At 69.4% G+C, this 14,216-nt stretch carries 12 protein-coding genes; 7 read left to right on the plus strand and 5 right to left on the minus strand.

The genetic code is table 11. The features are described from left to right. Positions 1-13: 13 nt before the first annotated feature. Positions 14-454, minus strand: coding sequence for a MarR family winged helix-turn-helix transcriptional regulator (locus tag VEC57_12680; GenBank protein HYB99979.1), 441 nt, complete (start codon positions 452-454; stop codon positions 14-16). A 118-nt stretch (positions 455-572) separates the two neighbouring features. Continuing rightward, positions 573-1,724, minus strand: a complete 1,152-nt coding sequence (locus VEC57_12685) for an epoxide hydrolase (GenBank protein HYB99980.1) — start codon at positions 1,722-1,724, stop codon at positions 573-575. A 63-nt stretch (positions 1,725-1,787) separates the two neighbouring features. Between VEC57_12685 and VEC57_12690 the strand changes: the two genes are divergently transcribed. Next, positions 1,788-2,984 carry a cytochrome P450 gene (locus VEC57_12690; GenBank protein HYB99981.1) on the plus strand — a complete coding sequence of 399 codons (1,197 nt, stop codon included), beginning with the start codon at positions 1,788-1,790 and terminating at the stop codon, positions 2,982-2,984. Between the two features lie 55 nt (positions 2,985-3,039). On the opposite strand, the gene VEC57_12695 is transcribed toward VEC57_12690, so the two are convergent. Next, positions 3,040-3,510 (minus strand): 2,4'-dihydroxyacetophenone dioxygenase family protein, encoded by a 471-nt coding sequence (locus VEC57_12695; protein HYB99982.1) that lies wholly within the window; start codon positions 3,508-3,510, stop codon positions 3,040-3,042. 74 nt (positions 3,511-3,584) lie between these two features. Continuing rightward, entirely contained in the window at positions 3,585-5,000 is a 1,416-nt protein-coding gene (locus tag VEC57_12700) for a wax ester/triacylglycerol synthase family O-acyltransferase (GenBank protein ID HYB99983.1), read from the minus strand. Between the two features lie 329 nt (positions 5,001-5,329). Here VEC57_12700 and VEC57_12705 point away from each other — a divergent pair, with 329 nt between their 5' ends. From VEC57_12705 to VEC57_12725, 5 genes are all read left to right on the plus strand, one after another. Next, entirely contained in the window at positions 5,330-8,767 is a 3,438-nt protein-coding gene (locus VEC57_12705; GenBank protein HYB99984.1) for a mechanosensitive ion channel domain-containing protein, read from the plus strand. A 23-nt stretch (positions 8,768-8,790) separates the two neighbouring features. Next, a complete protein-coding gene (locus tag VEC57_12710) occupies positions 8,791-9,261 on the plus strand; it encodes a hypothetical protein (GenBank protein HYB99985.1) in 471 nt (156 codons plus the stop codon). Then, positions 9,258-10,130, plus strand: a complete 873-nt coding sequence (locus VEC57_12715) for a PaaI family thioesterase (protein HYB99986.1) — start codon at positions 9,258-9,260, stop codon at positions 10,128-10,130. The genes VEC57_12710 and VEC57_12715 overlap by 4 nt, the downstream gene beginning before the upstream one ends. Positions 10,131-10,326: 196 nt before the next feature. After that, a complete protein-coding gene (locus VEC57_12720) occupies positions 10,327-11,142 on the plus strand; it encodes a PD-(D/E)XK nuclease family protein (protein HYB99987.1) in 816 nt (271 codons plus the stop codon). Positions 11,143-11,174: 32 nt separating this feature from the next. Continuing rightward, positions 11,175-12,062 carry an MBL fold metallo-hydrolase gene (locus VEC57_12725; GenBank protein ID HYB99988.1) on the plus strand — a complete coding sequence of 296 codons (888 nt, stop codon included), beginning with the start codon at positions 11,175-11,177 and terminating at the stop codon, positions 12,060-12,062. Positions 12,063-12,123: 61 nt separating this feature from the next. On the opposite strand, the gene VEC57_12730 is transcribed toward VEC57_12725, so the two are convergent. Then, positions 12,124-12,567, minus strand: coding sequence for a nuclear transport factor 2 family protein (locus VEC57_12730; protein HYB99989.1), 444 nt, complete (start codon positions 12,565-12,567; stop codon positions 12,124-12,126). Positions 12,568-13,614: 1,047 nt separating this feature from the next. Between VEC57_12730 and VEC57_12735 the strand changes: the two genes are divergently transcribed. Then, positions 13,615-14,040, plus strand: coding sequence for a hypothetical protein (locus VEC57_12735; protein ID HYB99990.1), 426 nt, complete (start codon positions 13,615-13,617; stop codon positions 14,038-14,040). Positions 14,041-14,216 lie beyond the last annotated feature (176 nt).

Below are 14,216 nucleotides of genomic sequence, written 5' to 3' on the forward strand. Positions count from 1 at the left end.
CGGATAAAAACAGCTACGGCCGAAGCGCGGAGACGACGGCGCCCATGTCGCCGACCAGCCGCTCGAAGCGGTCCGCGCCGATCTTGTCGCGCAGGTCGTCCTGCGCCTTGGTCCAGAGATCGAAGGCTTCGCCGAGCTTGCGGTGCCCGCGCGGCGTGAGCGCAAGTTCGCGGACGCGACGGTCCTCGCCCTGCTCGGCGGTGACGTAGCCGTCGCGCTGCAGCGGCTGCAGCGTCCGCGTCATGGTGCTCGGATCGAGCCCCAGCTCGCCCGCCAGCTCCTGCATCGTCATCGCGCCGTGCATGCGGATCGAAGTCAGGATTGCGAACTGGCTGACTCGCAGGCCGCAGGGCTCGAGAACCTGGTCGTACAAGGCCGTGATGGCGCGCGCCATGCTGCGAGCGCGGAAACAGGCGCAGGGGCCGAGATTGTCGCCGTCTTTGCTGGTCGTCACTGTGCTTGCATATACAAGCATCGGCGCACGGGCGTCAAGGGCCTGCGTCGACCGACCGCCCCCCGGGGCTGTGGCCGGAGCGGGGGCGCGCAGCCGTTCCCCAGCGCCGACGCGCAGTTCAGGCCCGCAGCGTGCGGAAGAATTCGGCCACGTCGCGTGCCAGCAGCTCCGGCTCCTCCATCGCCGCGAAGTGCCCGCCCGAGGGCATCACCGTCCAGCGCCGGATGTCGTAGAGGCGCTCGGCCCATGCCCGCGGCGGATTGAAGATCTCGCGCGGGAAGACCGCGCACGCCGCCGGCACGTTCACTCGCGCTTCGACCTCGCCGAAGCGGCCGGAGGCCTGGCTCTCGTAATACAGCCGCGCCGCCGACGCTGCGCTCCTGGTCAGCCAGTACAGCGTCACGTTGGCGAGCAGCTCATCCTTGGTGAAGCGGCGCTCGACTTCTCCGTCGCAGTCGCTCCAGGCGCGGAACTTGTGGACGATCCACGCGCACAGCGCCGCCGGCGAATCGGTGTGCGCGACGCCGATCAGGTCGGGTTCGCGTCCCTGCACCTTCTGATACGCCGTGCCCGTGCTCATGTAGTCGCGCGCCTTCATCAGCGACGCGAGCTCCTGGTCCGAAAGGTCGCCGATCCCCTCCTTGGGCGGCCGCACGACCATGAGATTGAGATGGATGCCGGCGCAGTGCTGGGGATCGAGCAGTCCGACGTACGAGGTCGCCATCGCGCCCCAGTCGCCGCCTTGCGCGCCGTAGCGGTCGTATCCGAGCCGATGCATGAGCTGGACGAGCGTGCGCGCGACTTCCTTGATGTCGAAGCCCCGGCGCTGCGGCGCCTGCGAGAACCCGTAGCCGGGAATGGACGGACAGACGACGTGGAACGCGTCGCGCGCGTCGCCGCCGAAGGCGGGCGGGTCGAGCAGACGCGGCAGGATCTTCATGAACTCCAGGATCGACCCCGGCCATCCGTGCGTCAGCAGCAGCGGCATCGCGTTTGGATGCGGCGAGCGCTGATGAAGGAAGTGCAGATGCAGGCCGTCGATGGGCGTCACGAAGTGCGAGTACCGGGCCAGCTCACGCTCGACGGCGCGCCAATCGAAGCGGTCGCGCCAGTACGCAATGAGCTCCTTCAGGTAGGCGACGTCGATGCCGTAATCCCACCCGGCGCCCTCGATCGGTTCGGGAAGGCGCGTGCGCAGCAGCCGCTCGCGCAGATCCTGGAGAGCGTGGCGGGGAACCTCGATGCGAAAGGGCGTGACGGCTTCGTCCATGCGCCGCCTCTACACGGCAGCGGCGACTGGTGCGAGCGGGGCGGGCGCATAAGAATGCGCGGCATGCCTGCCGCAATGTCGATCCTGTACGACCCCGACGGTTACGTGAACGGGCCGCCGCATGCCGAGCTCGCCAGGCTGCGGCGCGAGGAGCCGGTTTCCTGGCAGCACACCGGTGACGGCAACGGCTACTGGGCCGTCACGCGTCACGGTGACGTCGTCACCGTCTCCACCGATCCCGTCGCCTACTCCTCCGAGCGCGGCTCGGTGATGATCGAGGACCTCGAGCCGCACGTGCTCGAGATGACGCGCTCGATGCTGCTCATGATGGATCCGCCTGCGCACGGGCGTTACCGCCGCATGGTGCTGCATGCGTTCACGCCGCGGATGGTCGATGCGCTCGAGCCGCGCATTCGCGAGCTGACGCGCGCGATCCTGGAGCGCGCCGCGCAGCGGCGCGACGTCGAGCTCGTGCACGAGGTGGCGGCGGCGCTTCCCGTGCAGGTGATCGGCGAGCTGATGGGCATCCCGCAGGCGGACTGGCCGCAGATCCAGGCGTGGGCCGAGCAGCTCACCGGCTCACAGGACCCGGAAGTCAATCCGGGCGGCAACGAAGCGGAGGCCTCGTTCGCCATGGGTGCGTATGCGGTGGGCCTGGGCAGCGAGCGGCGCGGCAAGAGCGGCAGCGACCTGACCACCGCCATCGTCAACGCCAACGTCGACGGGCACACGATGACGGATTTCGAGTTCGGCGCGTTCTTCGTCCAGATCGTCACGGCCGGCAACGACACCAGCAGGACGCTGCTGTCGAACGCGGTGGACGTGCTGCTCGACCATCGGGCCGCCATGGATGAGCTTCGGGCCGATTCCGCGATGATTGCGGGCGCGGTCGAAGAGGTGCTGCGCTACGCCAATCCCCTTCACTATTTCCGCCGCACGGCCATGCGCGACGTGCGCCTTGGCGGCGCGGACATCCGTGAAGGCGACAAGGTGGTGCTCTATTACACGTCGGCCAATCGCGACGAGGCCGTCTTCGAGCGTCCCGACGTGTTCGACGTACGCCGGCATCCCAATCCGCATCTCGCGTTCGGATTCGGCGAGCACTTCTGCATCGGCGCCAAGCTGGCGCGGCTGGAAGGGCGGGTGTTTCTCGAGGAGCTGCTGTCGCGCTTCGCTGCGATCGAACGCACCGGCCCGGCACGTCGGCAGCGTTCCAATCTCAACAACGCGCTGAAGAGCCTGCCGGTGCGGCTGCGATGAGCTGCGGGGCGGCGCTCGACCGCGCCGCGGCCGCGGAGGCGGCGACGTTTGACCTTCAGCGCTCCAGCACCGGCGGTGGCGGCAGCCCCTGCGCCTCGCACATCATCCGGTAGTAGGCCAGCGTGGTCGGTCCGTCATCCACGCGCACGATCATGGCGCCGTCGTCGCCGAGGACCAGGTTGGCGCCGCGCATGACGAACAGTACGTCGGCCGGCTCGGTGGCCTCGCCCGGTACCATCAACGTATGCACGGAGCCGGCGGGCTCGTAGATGTAGGTGCCGGCGGGATAGTCGATGCCGTATTCGAGGTAGCGCCACGACCCGGAGATCGTGAAGCCGTGCACGTCGCCGGTGTGACGATGCTTCTCGATGCTGGTGCCGGGTGCGAAGCGGTTGCGCACCACCCACAGTCCCTCGCTGGCCACCACGCGCAGGACCTTGAGCTCGATGCCTTCCCAGACCGTCAGCCACGGCAGCGCGTCATCGGGTGCGCAGCCCACCATGGCTGCCGACAATGCGTCGCTCATGGCGTGCACTGTGGCCGTGCCGCCGGCACCGGGCAAGCTCGAAGCGGAGCTGTGGTCGCGCCCCGCCGCGCGCGTCACGCGGCGATGTCGACGCTGCCCTCGGCCGCAATGCCGGCTCGCGCCGCGAGATCGGCACAGGCCTCGGCAATGCCGTCCCGCAAGCGGGCGCCGGCGCGCGCGAACGCGGAGTCGACGTGGAAGCCCCAGCCGACCTGCCCGTCGTAGCTGAGCACGGCGATGCCGAGTCCCTGCCCGTGGAACAGCGGCACCAGCGGCGTGGCCGTCACCATGCGATGGTTGAACAGATACAGCGACGCCTGCGGGCCCGGCACGTTGGTGACGATCAGGTTGAAGACCGGGCGCAGGCCCACGAGCCACTCGACATTGGCGAGCAGGGAAGGCGCGAGCGCATTGGCCAGCTCCTCGACCAGGAGCGTGCCCTCGACTTCGCCCGAGCTCTTCTGCTCGCGCGTTGCGCGGGCCACCGCAGCAAGCCGTTCCTCGACCGACACGGGCGACGTCGGCAGGTCCACCAGCATGCCGGCGACGCGGTTGCCCAAGGCCAGCACGCTGGCACTGGCGCTGGCGCCGACCGGACAGTACGCGCGAATCGATTCGCCCTCTCCGTGAAGGTCGGGGCAACGCGCGAACCCGTCGGCCACCAGCGCTAGGACGACGTCATTGACGGTGGCGCCGTAGCGGCGGCCGATGCCACGCAGTGTCTGCAGGCTGCAGGTCCACGACAGCAGCCGGCGGCTGGACCCGGCCGGCTCGTCGAACACGGTCGGCGTCAACGAAGTCGTGGCTTTGCCGAGAACGGAGCCGACGGTCGCCGCGAGACGGCCGCTTTCGGCCAGCAGCGACTGCGGCGAGGCCCAGGTCTGACGCACGAGCCGTGCAGCGATGGCGGCGGCGCCGCCGATGCGGCTGGCGGCGGCGTCCGCAAGAAGCTCGAGCCCGCCTGGAGCCGGCTGCGGCGACCACGGCTCGGCGGCCGCAGGCGCATCGAACGGCGTCGCAGACAGGATCGCCGCCAGCAGCGCGGCGCCGCCGAGCCCGTCGACCAGGCAGTGATGCGTCTTGCAGGCCAGCACCACCTGTCCGCCTGCAAGTCCTTGGATCAGCCACACTTCCCACAGCGGCTGCGTCCTGGGCAGCGGCTGCGAGAAGATCCATGCCAGCATCTCTTCGAGCTGCTGCGGCGTTCCCGGCCCCGGAAGCGAGACCGCGCGCACGTGACGCGTGAGGTCGAAGGCGGCGTCGTCGATCCAGACAGGATGGCCTTCGAGCGGAACCCACGCGATCTTTCGACGATAGCGCGGCACGAGGTCGAGGCGGGCAGCAATGTGGTCGCGCAGTGCGCCGATGTCGACGCCGCCGCCGGCGGCGTCGAAGAGGCACGCCGCGCCGATGTGCATCGGCGTGCGGTCGCTCTCGCAGTCCAGGAAGAAGCGGTCCAGCGCGCTCAGGCGCTCGCAGAACGTCGTCATGGCGGCCCCCAACCGGTACTCGCGCGCACCGCGCGGCGTGGAGTGGAAAAGGGAATCGAACCAACCACGGTCCGCGCGGGCGCCGCGAGCGACTTGGCCCTGAGTATCTGCAGAACGCACGAGCGCAGCATGGACCATGCCACGCGCGGATTTGGAAAAGCTCCGTATGCCACGGAGTTGCGCACACGACGCCCGCCGCGCGCTCGTGCGAAGCTGCAACAGCGGGAAGTTACGCAAGGCCGCGCCGGTTCGTTCGCCCGCTCGCGTACGCTAAAGCGCACATCGGCGAGCACGCCGCAGGCCTTGGGTCCATGTCGAAACGTTTCTGCATGAAGTCGTCGCGGCCCTGGCTTGGTCGGGCGGCCGCGGCCTGCGCCTTCCTTCTCGCGGCCGGAGCCCTGCAGGCGCACGCACAGTCGAACGGTCAGCAGACCATCCGCATCGCCACCGGTCTGACGCTGGACGTCGAGTCGATCCAGGAACGAATCAAGAAGGTCCAGGCTAGCGAGCGCCTGGACGCCGATACCAAGGCGCAGGCCGTTCGCGACTACGAGGAGGCGATCGAGCAGCTCGAGCTGGCCGCGCAGTGGCAGCGCCGCCTCGACGCCCTGCACACGTTCCAGCGGGAGCAGCCGCGGCTGAACGCGGCGGCCCGGCGCGAGCTGCAGGCCGGGGTTGTCGGCGAGGCGGCCGCCATTCCCCCCGACGCGTCCTTGGAGGCCCTCGACACGCGCCTGTCCGAAGCTTCGGCCGCGCTCGAATCGCTGCGATCGAGCGCCGCGCGCATCGACGAGGAGCTGCGGCAGCTCGCCGAGCGCCGGCTGCGACTGCCGGGCGAACTGGCGACGCTGCGGCTGAGCCGCGAGCACTTCCTCGGCGGCCTGGAGCTTCCTTCCATGCCGACCTCTGCCGCCGAAACCTCGCTGGCGCACCAGGCCGCGCGCCTTGCCGAGGATCGCCTGGCGATGCGGCGGCAGGAGGCGCTCGAGCTGGAGCTGGCCAGCCTGGAGACGCGCCGCGAACTGCTGGAGTCGGCGCGCGAGCTGATGCGGGGCAAGATTGAGGCGAAGCGGGCAGTGGTGGACTCTCTGTCGGCTGCCGTGGCCGACCGGCGCTCGGCCGAGGCGCAGAAGGCGGCCGAAGAGGCCAGCGCGGTGCAGGCGTCCCTCGAGCGCGTGCATCCGGTGCTCGGCAAGCTTGCGCAGGAGAGCACGCGGCTCGCTTCGCGCCGCAGCGGCCCCGAAGGCCTGGTGCACGCGATCGAAGCTGCCGGCGCCGAGCTCGCCAGCACCGGCCAGCTCCTGATCAGCATTCAGGAGCGCGCGCAGGGTGTGCGTCAGAAGGCGCAGGCCGCCGATTTCAGCAATGCCGTCGGCCTGCTGCTTCGAAAGGAACGCGCCGAGCTGCCGGACATCGCCGAAGCGCGTGGCCGCATCCGAGCGCGCCAGCCCGTCATGTCCGATGCCCAGCTGCAGCTGCTGACGCTCGAGGACCTGCGCGCCGGTCTTCCGCAGCTGGAAGCGGAGGTTCGCCAGATCCTGGACGAGCAGGGGCCGGCGCTGGCCGGTGAACGCACCACGATCGAGCGCGCCGCAGCCGACGTCCTGCGCACGCGCCGCGAATACCTCGATGCGCTGATCCGCGATTCCAACACCTACTTCGCCACGCTCGTCGATCTCGATGCGCGCGAACGCCAGCTCGTCGATGCCGTCGAGAGCTACACGCGCTTCCTCGATGAGAACGTCTTGTGGATCCGCGATACCACGCTGCCGCGTCTGAGCGGCCTGCGCGAAGTCGGCGCGGCGGCGGCGTGGGCGGCCGATCCCGGCAACGCCGCGGCGCTGGTCGCGCGCGTTCGGGACAAGGCGCGCACCGACCCGCTTTTCGTTTCGCTGGCGCTGCTCGGCTGGGCGGCTGCGGCGCTGCTGCGGTGGCGCGCGCGCCGTCGCCATCGGCAGATCTACCAGAGTCGCGGCGCAGGCTTCGGCGGGCCCCTGGCGGCAACCGTGCAGATGCTGGCGCTCAACGCGTACCTGGCGGCGCTGTGGCCCGCACTCATGCTGATCGCGGCATGGATGATCGAGTCGGCGCCGTCGTTGGCCGACGACTACTCGCGCGCCGTCGCCGAAACGCTTCAGCGAACGGCGCCGATGCTGTTCGGCCTCGAGTTCCTGCGCCGCGCGGCGGCTGCGCGCGGCCCGGGCCGGGCGTTCCTGGCATTCCCGGAGACGGCGCTGGCGGTGGCGCGGCGCCAGATCATGGTGCTCGAGGCGCTGCTGCTGCCGGCCTTCGCCATCGCGTTCTTCTTCGACAATCAGCCCGAGAAGAGCTGGGCCGACTCGATCGGCCGCATCGCATTCCTGACCGGCGTGGTCACGATCGCGACCTGTGCGAATCGGGCGCTTCATCCCGGCGGTGCCCTCGGTGCGACGCTGCAGCGTCGTGCCGAGCTGCCCTGGGTCAAGCGCTTCCTCGCGCGCGCCTACCGCATCCCGCTGCTGATCGGTGCCACCATCGGCGGCCTCTCGCTGGCCGGCTACGACTTCACCGCGCGGGAGATCGCGCAGCGCCTGTGGTGGACGGGCTGGTGGGTGTTCCTGTTCGTGCTGACCAATGCGGTGCTGGTGCGGTGGCTGGCTCGCGCGCGGCAGAGCGTCGCGGAGCGCAAGGTCGAGGAGGGACGCACCATCACGGTCGCGCGTGACGAAGGCGAGGTCGAGGTCGTCGAGGACACGACCGACCTTTCCGTCATCGGCGTGCAGACGCGCCAGCTCCTGCGGCTGCTGGTCGGCGCGGGGCTGGCCATCAGCATCTTCGTCGTGTGGTCGGACGTGGTGCCGGCGTTGCGCGGGCTCGAGCGCATCGAGCTGTGGTCGGTGACGGCGCTGGTCGAGCAGCCTGGCAGCGGCGCCGAGGCCGGCAAGCCGGTCGAGACGCGCGTGCCGGTGACGGCGGCCAATCTCGTCGTGGCCATCGTCGCGCTGGTGTTCGTCGTGGTGGGCAGCCGCAACCTGCCCGCGCTGCTCGAGATGATGATCCTGCAGCGAGCAACGGTCGATCAGGGCCTGCGTTACGCCATCGCGACGCTGGCGCGGTACGTGATCGCCGTCGTCGGCAGCATCGTCCTCTTCCGTAATCTCGGCGTGGCATGGTCGCACGTGCAGTGGCTGGTGGCGGCAGTCTCGGTCGGCCTGGGTTTCGGCCTGCAGGAGATCTTCGGCAACTTCGTCTCCGGTCTGATCCTGCTGCTGGAGCGGCCCATACGCGTCGGCGACACGGTCACGCTCGGCGGCGTCTCGGGCACGGTCAGCCGGATGAGCATGCGTGCCACGACCATCGTCGACTTCGACCGCAAGGAGCTGATCGTGCCGAACAAGGAGTTCATCACGGGACAGCTCGTCAACTGGTCGCTTTCCGACACGGTGCTGCGTCTGGTGGTTCCCTTGGCGGTCGCCTACGGCACCGACACGGCGCTGGTGGAGCGCCTGCTGCTGGAGGCGGCCAGGCAGTGTGCGGACGTGCTCGAGGAGCCGCGTGCCACCGCCGTGTGCGTTCGCTTCGGCGATGCCGGAATCGATTTCGAGCTGCGCGTATTCGTCGAAGGAACCGATGCGGTGGCGCGTGTGCGGCACGCCCTGCACGTCGAGATCGAGCGCAAGCTGCGGCTTGCCGGAATCGAGATCGCCTCTCCTCAGCGCGACGTGCGCATCCGTTCCGTCGACTCGCCGCTGCCGGTGGCGCTGCAGCCGAAGCCCGTCGCGACCTGATCCGCGGGCTGCCTCGCACGCCGATGAGCACCGCCGATTCCCATGCCGCTCCGCCGCGCCGCCCCGCCGTCACCGTTGCCGGGCGGCCGCGTTTCGTCGCGGTGCTGGCGACGGCTGCGCTGGGTGCGGTCGCCTACGACCTGTGGCGGCTGCTCACCGCGTCGTCCGCCGCTCCGGTGCACTGGCTCGGGCTCGACTTTCGTGGTGGCGCGGCCGTCGCCGCCGCCGCTGCGCGCATCGCCGTGCACGCCGTCGGCGCCTGGGGACTGTGGCAGCTGCGGCCATGGGGCCGCATGGCCGGGATGATCTACCTCGGTGCGCTGCTGGCCTCGATGCTGTTCCTGTGGCGGCCTGCGGGTTACGGCGCATCGTCGGCCGGAACCGCGCTGCTGTGGCAGATCTCGATGATTCCGCTATGCACGTTCTGCCTCATGTACCTGTATCGCGGCCACAAGGACTTCGAGGCGCGCGGCCGCGCGCGCAACGACCCGTGAGCGCGCTGGCACGTCAGCGGGCGACCGAGCTGGAGCGCGGGCAGTATGCGCAGCGCATCGGCGGTCGCGTCGTGGCGCTGGGAGACGGAACCGCCGAGGTCGACGCGCCGTACCGGGACATTCACGCCAACACCTACGGGCTGGTCCACGGCGGGATCGCCGCGTCGCTTGCATGCTGGGCCGGCGCGCTGGCAGCGTGGACGAGCCAGCGCGTGCAGCAGGAGACGGACTTGCTTCGGGGCCGCATGCTGTCGCTGCACGTCAACTACCTGGCCGTCGCGCGCGAGGAGGCACTGCGGGCCGTGGCGGTGGTCAGCCAGCGCGGCCGCGAAGCGGTGCATCTGCGCGCCGACGTCCTCGCCGGCGCTCGCCTCGTCGCGCAGGCGGCGATGGTTTATCGCATCGCGCTGCCGGTTCTCGCCTCCGCGCAGCCGATCTCCACGTACCTGGGCAGACGCCGCGCGTGGAGCGGGGGCGCGCTGGCGGGCCAGGCGCCGCTGCCCCTGGTCTCGCCGTTCATCCGCTCGGCCGGCATCGTTCTTCGGCGCTCCGATCGTGAGCTGGCTGCGATGACGATGCCGCTGGCGGGCAATGCCGATGCAGGCGGGATGCTGGACGAAGGCGCGCTGGTGGGCTGCATCGACACCTGCGCGGCGCTGGCGTGCAAGCCGTTCCACGAGGTCATCCCCAGCAAGAGCACGACGGTGTCGTTGTCGGTGGCGTTCGGCGAGCCGGTTGCCGACGATGTGGGCATGGTCGGCTGCCTCGAAGCGCGCGACGGCGAGATCTTCACCACCACCGTCGAAGCCAGCGCCGGCGACCATTCGCGCTGCGCCGCCTCTGCCGTCGTCGTCTATCGTTTCGCCTGAAACGGGCAGCGCCGTGCCCGGCGGCTGCTGGCGCCTGGCGCTGGCGTGCATCCCCGTGCGACCGTCGCAGATCCCGCCACGCCGGCTTGCGCCGCCGTCCGCTGCCCGGCGCGCCGCGGCCTGCGGGTGGCAACGTTGCGCACAACATGACGCGCGCGACATTGCGCGGCGCGCGCCCGCCGCGCACAACCACGTCGTGCCCATCGACGCCTTCAGCTTCTCGCGCCTGACCACGTTCGAGCAGTGCGCGCGGCGTTACCGGTACCGCTATCTGGACAGCGTGCGCGAGGCGTTCCAGTCGATCGAGGCATTCATGGGCCAGCAGGTGCATGCCTGCGTGGAGTGGCTGTACCAGGAGCGCATGGCCGGCAACGCGCCGCGCGTGGACGCGGCCGTGGAGCGCTACTGCCGCCAGTTCGACCGCGAGCTCTCCGGCCACCGCCCCGCCGTCAAAGTCGTCCGCCGCGATGGCGCCATCGAACACTACCGCCGCAGCGGCGCCGAGATGCTCGCCGACTTCCACCGCCAGCGCTTTGCGCCCGACCCCCTCGAGACCGTGGCCACCGAGCGCCACTTCGTGCTCGATCTGGCCGAGGGTCTGCAATTCCAGGGCTTCATCGATCGGGTCGCGCGCGACGCGCGCGGCACTCTCCATCTCATCGATTTCAAGACGGGCTCGCGCGTCCCGGAGCGTTTCGAGGGCAAGGATGCTGACCAGCTCGATGCGTACGCCCTGGCGATGTTCAGCGAGTCGCCCCAGCTGGACGAGATCGTGCTGATGCTCGAATACCTGCGAACGGCACGCGCGCACATCAAGCGCATCCGACGCGCCGACGCCGCTGCGATTCGCCAGCGGCTGGCTGCGCGGATCGCGGTGGCTCGCACCGCCACCGTCTTTCCGCCGGCACCGGGCGCGCTGTGCGACTGGTGCGGGTTCAATGACCTGTGCGAGGCCTACGCGCCGGGCGCGCCGCGGCGCGCCTACGCGGCGGCCGCGGCACGCCCGGCGTAAGACTCCTCGCGCGAATCGCGCTACGACGACGCATGTTCGAGCGCGTCTCCCTCGGCGACGTCACCGTTCTCGTCGGCGCCAAGGGCGGTAAGTATCCGAACGGCAACTCGATCCTGATCGAGGACGACGTCCGGCTGCTGGTCGATCCCTCTACCAATGTCGTCGCTGCCGGTGCCGAGGCCGTCGGCGGCGTCGACCTCGTCGTCAACAGCCACGCCCATGAGGACCACTTCGCCGGCAACTTCCTGTTCCCGCAGGCGCCGCTGATCCTGCACGAAATGGACGCGCCGGCGATGGCGTCGCTGGAGGCGCTGCTGGCGGCGTACGGAATGGATGCGACGACCGAAGCGGCCTGGGCCAGGGTGGTCGTCGAGCAGTACAACTTCCGTCCGCGCACCGACGTGCGCACCGTCGCCGACGGCGACGTGCTCGATCTCGGCCGCACGCGCGTCCATTTCCTTCACATGCCCGGACATACCGCCGGACACCTGTGCCTGCTGCTGGAGCCCGAAGGCGTGGTTTTCACGGGCGATCTGGACCTTACGTGGTTCGGGCCCTACTACGGCGACGCCACTGCCAGCCTCGGCGACGTCATCGCCTCGCTTGCGCGGCTGCGCGCGCTGGACGGAGTCCGCGCGCTGGTCAGCTTTCACGAGTCCGGCATCGTCCGCGACGATCTCGTCGGGGCCATCGACCGGTACACGGACGTGTTGTGGCAGCGGGACCGCGCGCTGCTCGAGCTTTGCCGGCAGCCGCGCACGATCGAGGAGATCGCCGAGCGCTGCATCGTCTACCGCAAACCCTATCCGCAGCTTCCGTGGCAGCCGCACGTGGAGAAGGTGATGATGGCGCAGCATGCGCAGCGCCTGATCGAGCTCGGAGAGATGAAGCTGGAGGACGGGCGCTACCGCACTCTGTGAGCGGACAGGGGAACGGCTTGCCGGCTGCGTCGGCGCCTCGCCCAGGTCCGAACGTTGCGGATCAATGGTCGGCAGCCACGCCTTCGTCGGCGAGCCGAATGAGCATCTCGGCCGGATCCCAGTACGACATCACCGTCTGAATCTTGCCCTCGGCATCCAGCTCGAAAATCGAGATGCCTTCGAAAGTGATGGAACGACGAGGCGTTGTGCTCGCAGCGCCGCTCGTTGCGGCAGCCTGGCCGCGGGCGCGCCACTTCACCGCTGCACCGCTGCCGCCGTAGAACGTCTGCTCGGCTTGCACGCTCAGACTCGCGAATGGACCGGTAAGCATCTGCCACACCTGCTCGCGACCTTCGTCGTGCTCGGCGGGAAGCGCACCGACCGGCTCGTGAAGGATCGCGTTGCGCGCGAGCAGCGCGAGCCATGCCTGCTTGTCGCGCCTGGTGAGCGCGTCGAAGTACGCGAGCAGCGCCGCTTCCACACGCGAGTCGTTGAGTGCCTGCACGGCCGCGTCGTGCCCGACGGCGCCGTCAAAGGCAATGCCGCGCCAGCGGGCCCCGCCTCGTTAGAGGCGCGCAAGCCCGCGTAAAACCTAAAGATTTTTGCGCAGCTGCGCCGACGGCCCGATGGTTTCGGCCCTTTTCGAGGCGCTGGCGATTCCCCTTACAACTCAAGCGCTTGCACGGAGCCATCGGAGCAGGGGGGCCGGCGACGGAGCGCGTCACGGCTGCGCGAGGACTGCCAAACCTCGAAAAAAGGCCGGCTTTGGCGGCCGCGCTCGAAAACCTCACGATGCCTATTGGCTGGGAGGAAAGTCGGCGGCAATCTTTAGCCGCGCCTTTTGCCTCCTTCGGCGCAAACCGGGCGCCTTAACGGGTGGGGCCCGGCAGGGCTCCACCCGGAAGGCGTCTTGGATACGATCTTCCAAGCCGCAGCCTTCCGGGCCCTCCTGCCAACCAAGTTACCGAAAATCTTGCGCTTTCCGTGGGCCGACCGGTCGATGACTCGCGCCGTTCCGGGCCCAGCCCGACCACCAGGGTCGTCCGGCTCGCGACGCGGCGAGGCCACAGCTGGCGAAGCCATGGGCATCGATGGTGCGGCCGCGGCGCGGCCGCTGGCTGCAGCCCGGCGCGCAGGCCCGGGGCCGGCTTGCCGCGGTCACGGATACCGTCGCAGCGACCCGGCCCGCACCGGGACCGGGCATGGCCACAAAGGACACGGGGTGCGCGCGGTGCCATCGCACACGACACGCAGGCGTGTCCCATTCAGGCAGCAGCGCAGTCGCTGCAGCAGGCGAGGCTTCATGCTCCCATTGCTTCGCGCATCGGATGCCTGATCGAGACGCACGATTTCGCCCAGCCTGCGCCTCGCACCGCCGCCATCGCTCCGGCATCCAAACAAAGAAGCCTCACTTACGCCACGGCTCGCGCGATTCGACGAATGCCGCTCGTTGACGACCGTCTTAGCAGACGAACGCGTGCCAAGCCGCTTGGGAGAGGGCAGCACCCGAAGGATTGCGATCAAGTCGAAGATGATTAGGTAGGACGGGCACATGTGGAGCAAAAAAGAAGAAACCGAAGCCGCAGTCAGCGGTGTGGATCCCACCATGGTTTCCGAGCCTGCAGCCGTCGAGGCATCCGAGGCCGACGCGAACCATGATCAGGATGTGCACGTCGAAGACATCATTCGGGACAGCGGCAATCTCGATCAGTTCTGGGCGACGGTGCTGCCTCTTCTCGGCGTGATGCCATCGGCGATACGCGAATATCCGGGGCTTTTCCGCATCGTCCCCGGGCCGGGCGCCGACGAGGCGACCATTCACATCGACATGGCAGACAAACCGTACGCTCCGGGCGACAAGCCCGCGCTGCAGCGCGTGGTGAGCCTGACCATCCGGCTGGCGCACGATTATCGTCTGCTCGGCAGCGCGTACTACTGCATTGACTGCGATCTGCCGGAATCCGATACGATCCACTGATTCTCACCGCACACGGCGGCGGCGGCGTCTGGCGCCGCCGCCCGCCGCGTCCGATCGACAGGACATAGATGCGCCGCCGTTCGACGGTACGCGTCGCCCGCTCGCTGCGGCGCGTTCTTCCTGCGTCGCGGCAACGGCGCGCGATCGCGCCGCTGCCCGGCGCAGCTCGTGGCTGA

This window comes from Candidatus Limnocylindrales bacterium, assembly GCA_035626395.1.
Taxonomy (GTDB): Bacteria; Desulfobacterota; Binatia; order UBA1149; family CAITLU01; genus DASPNH01.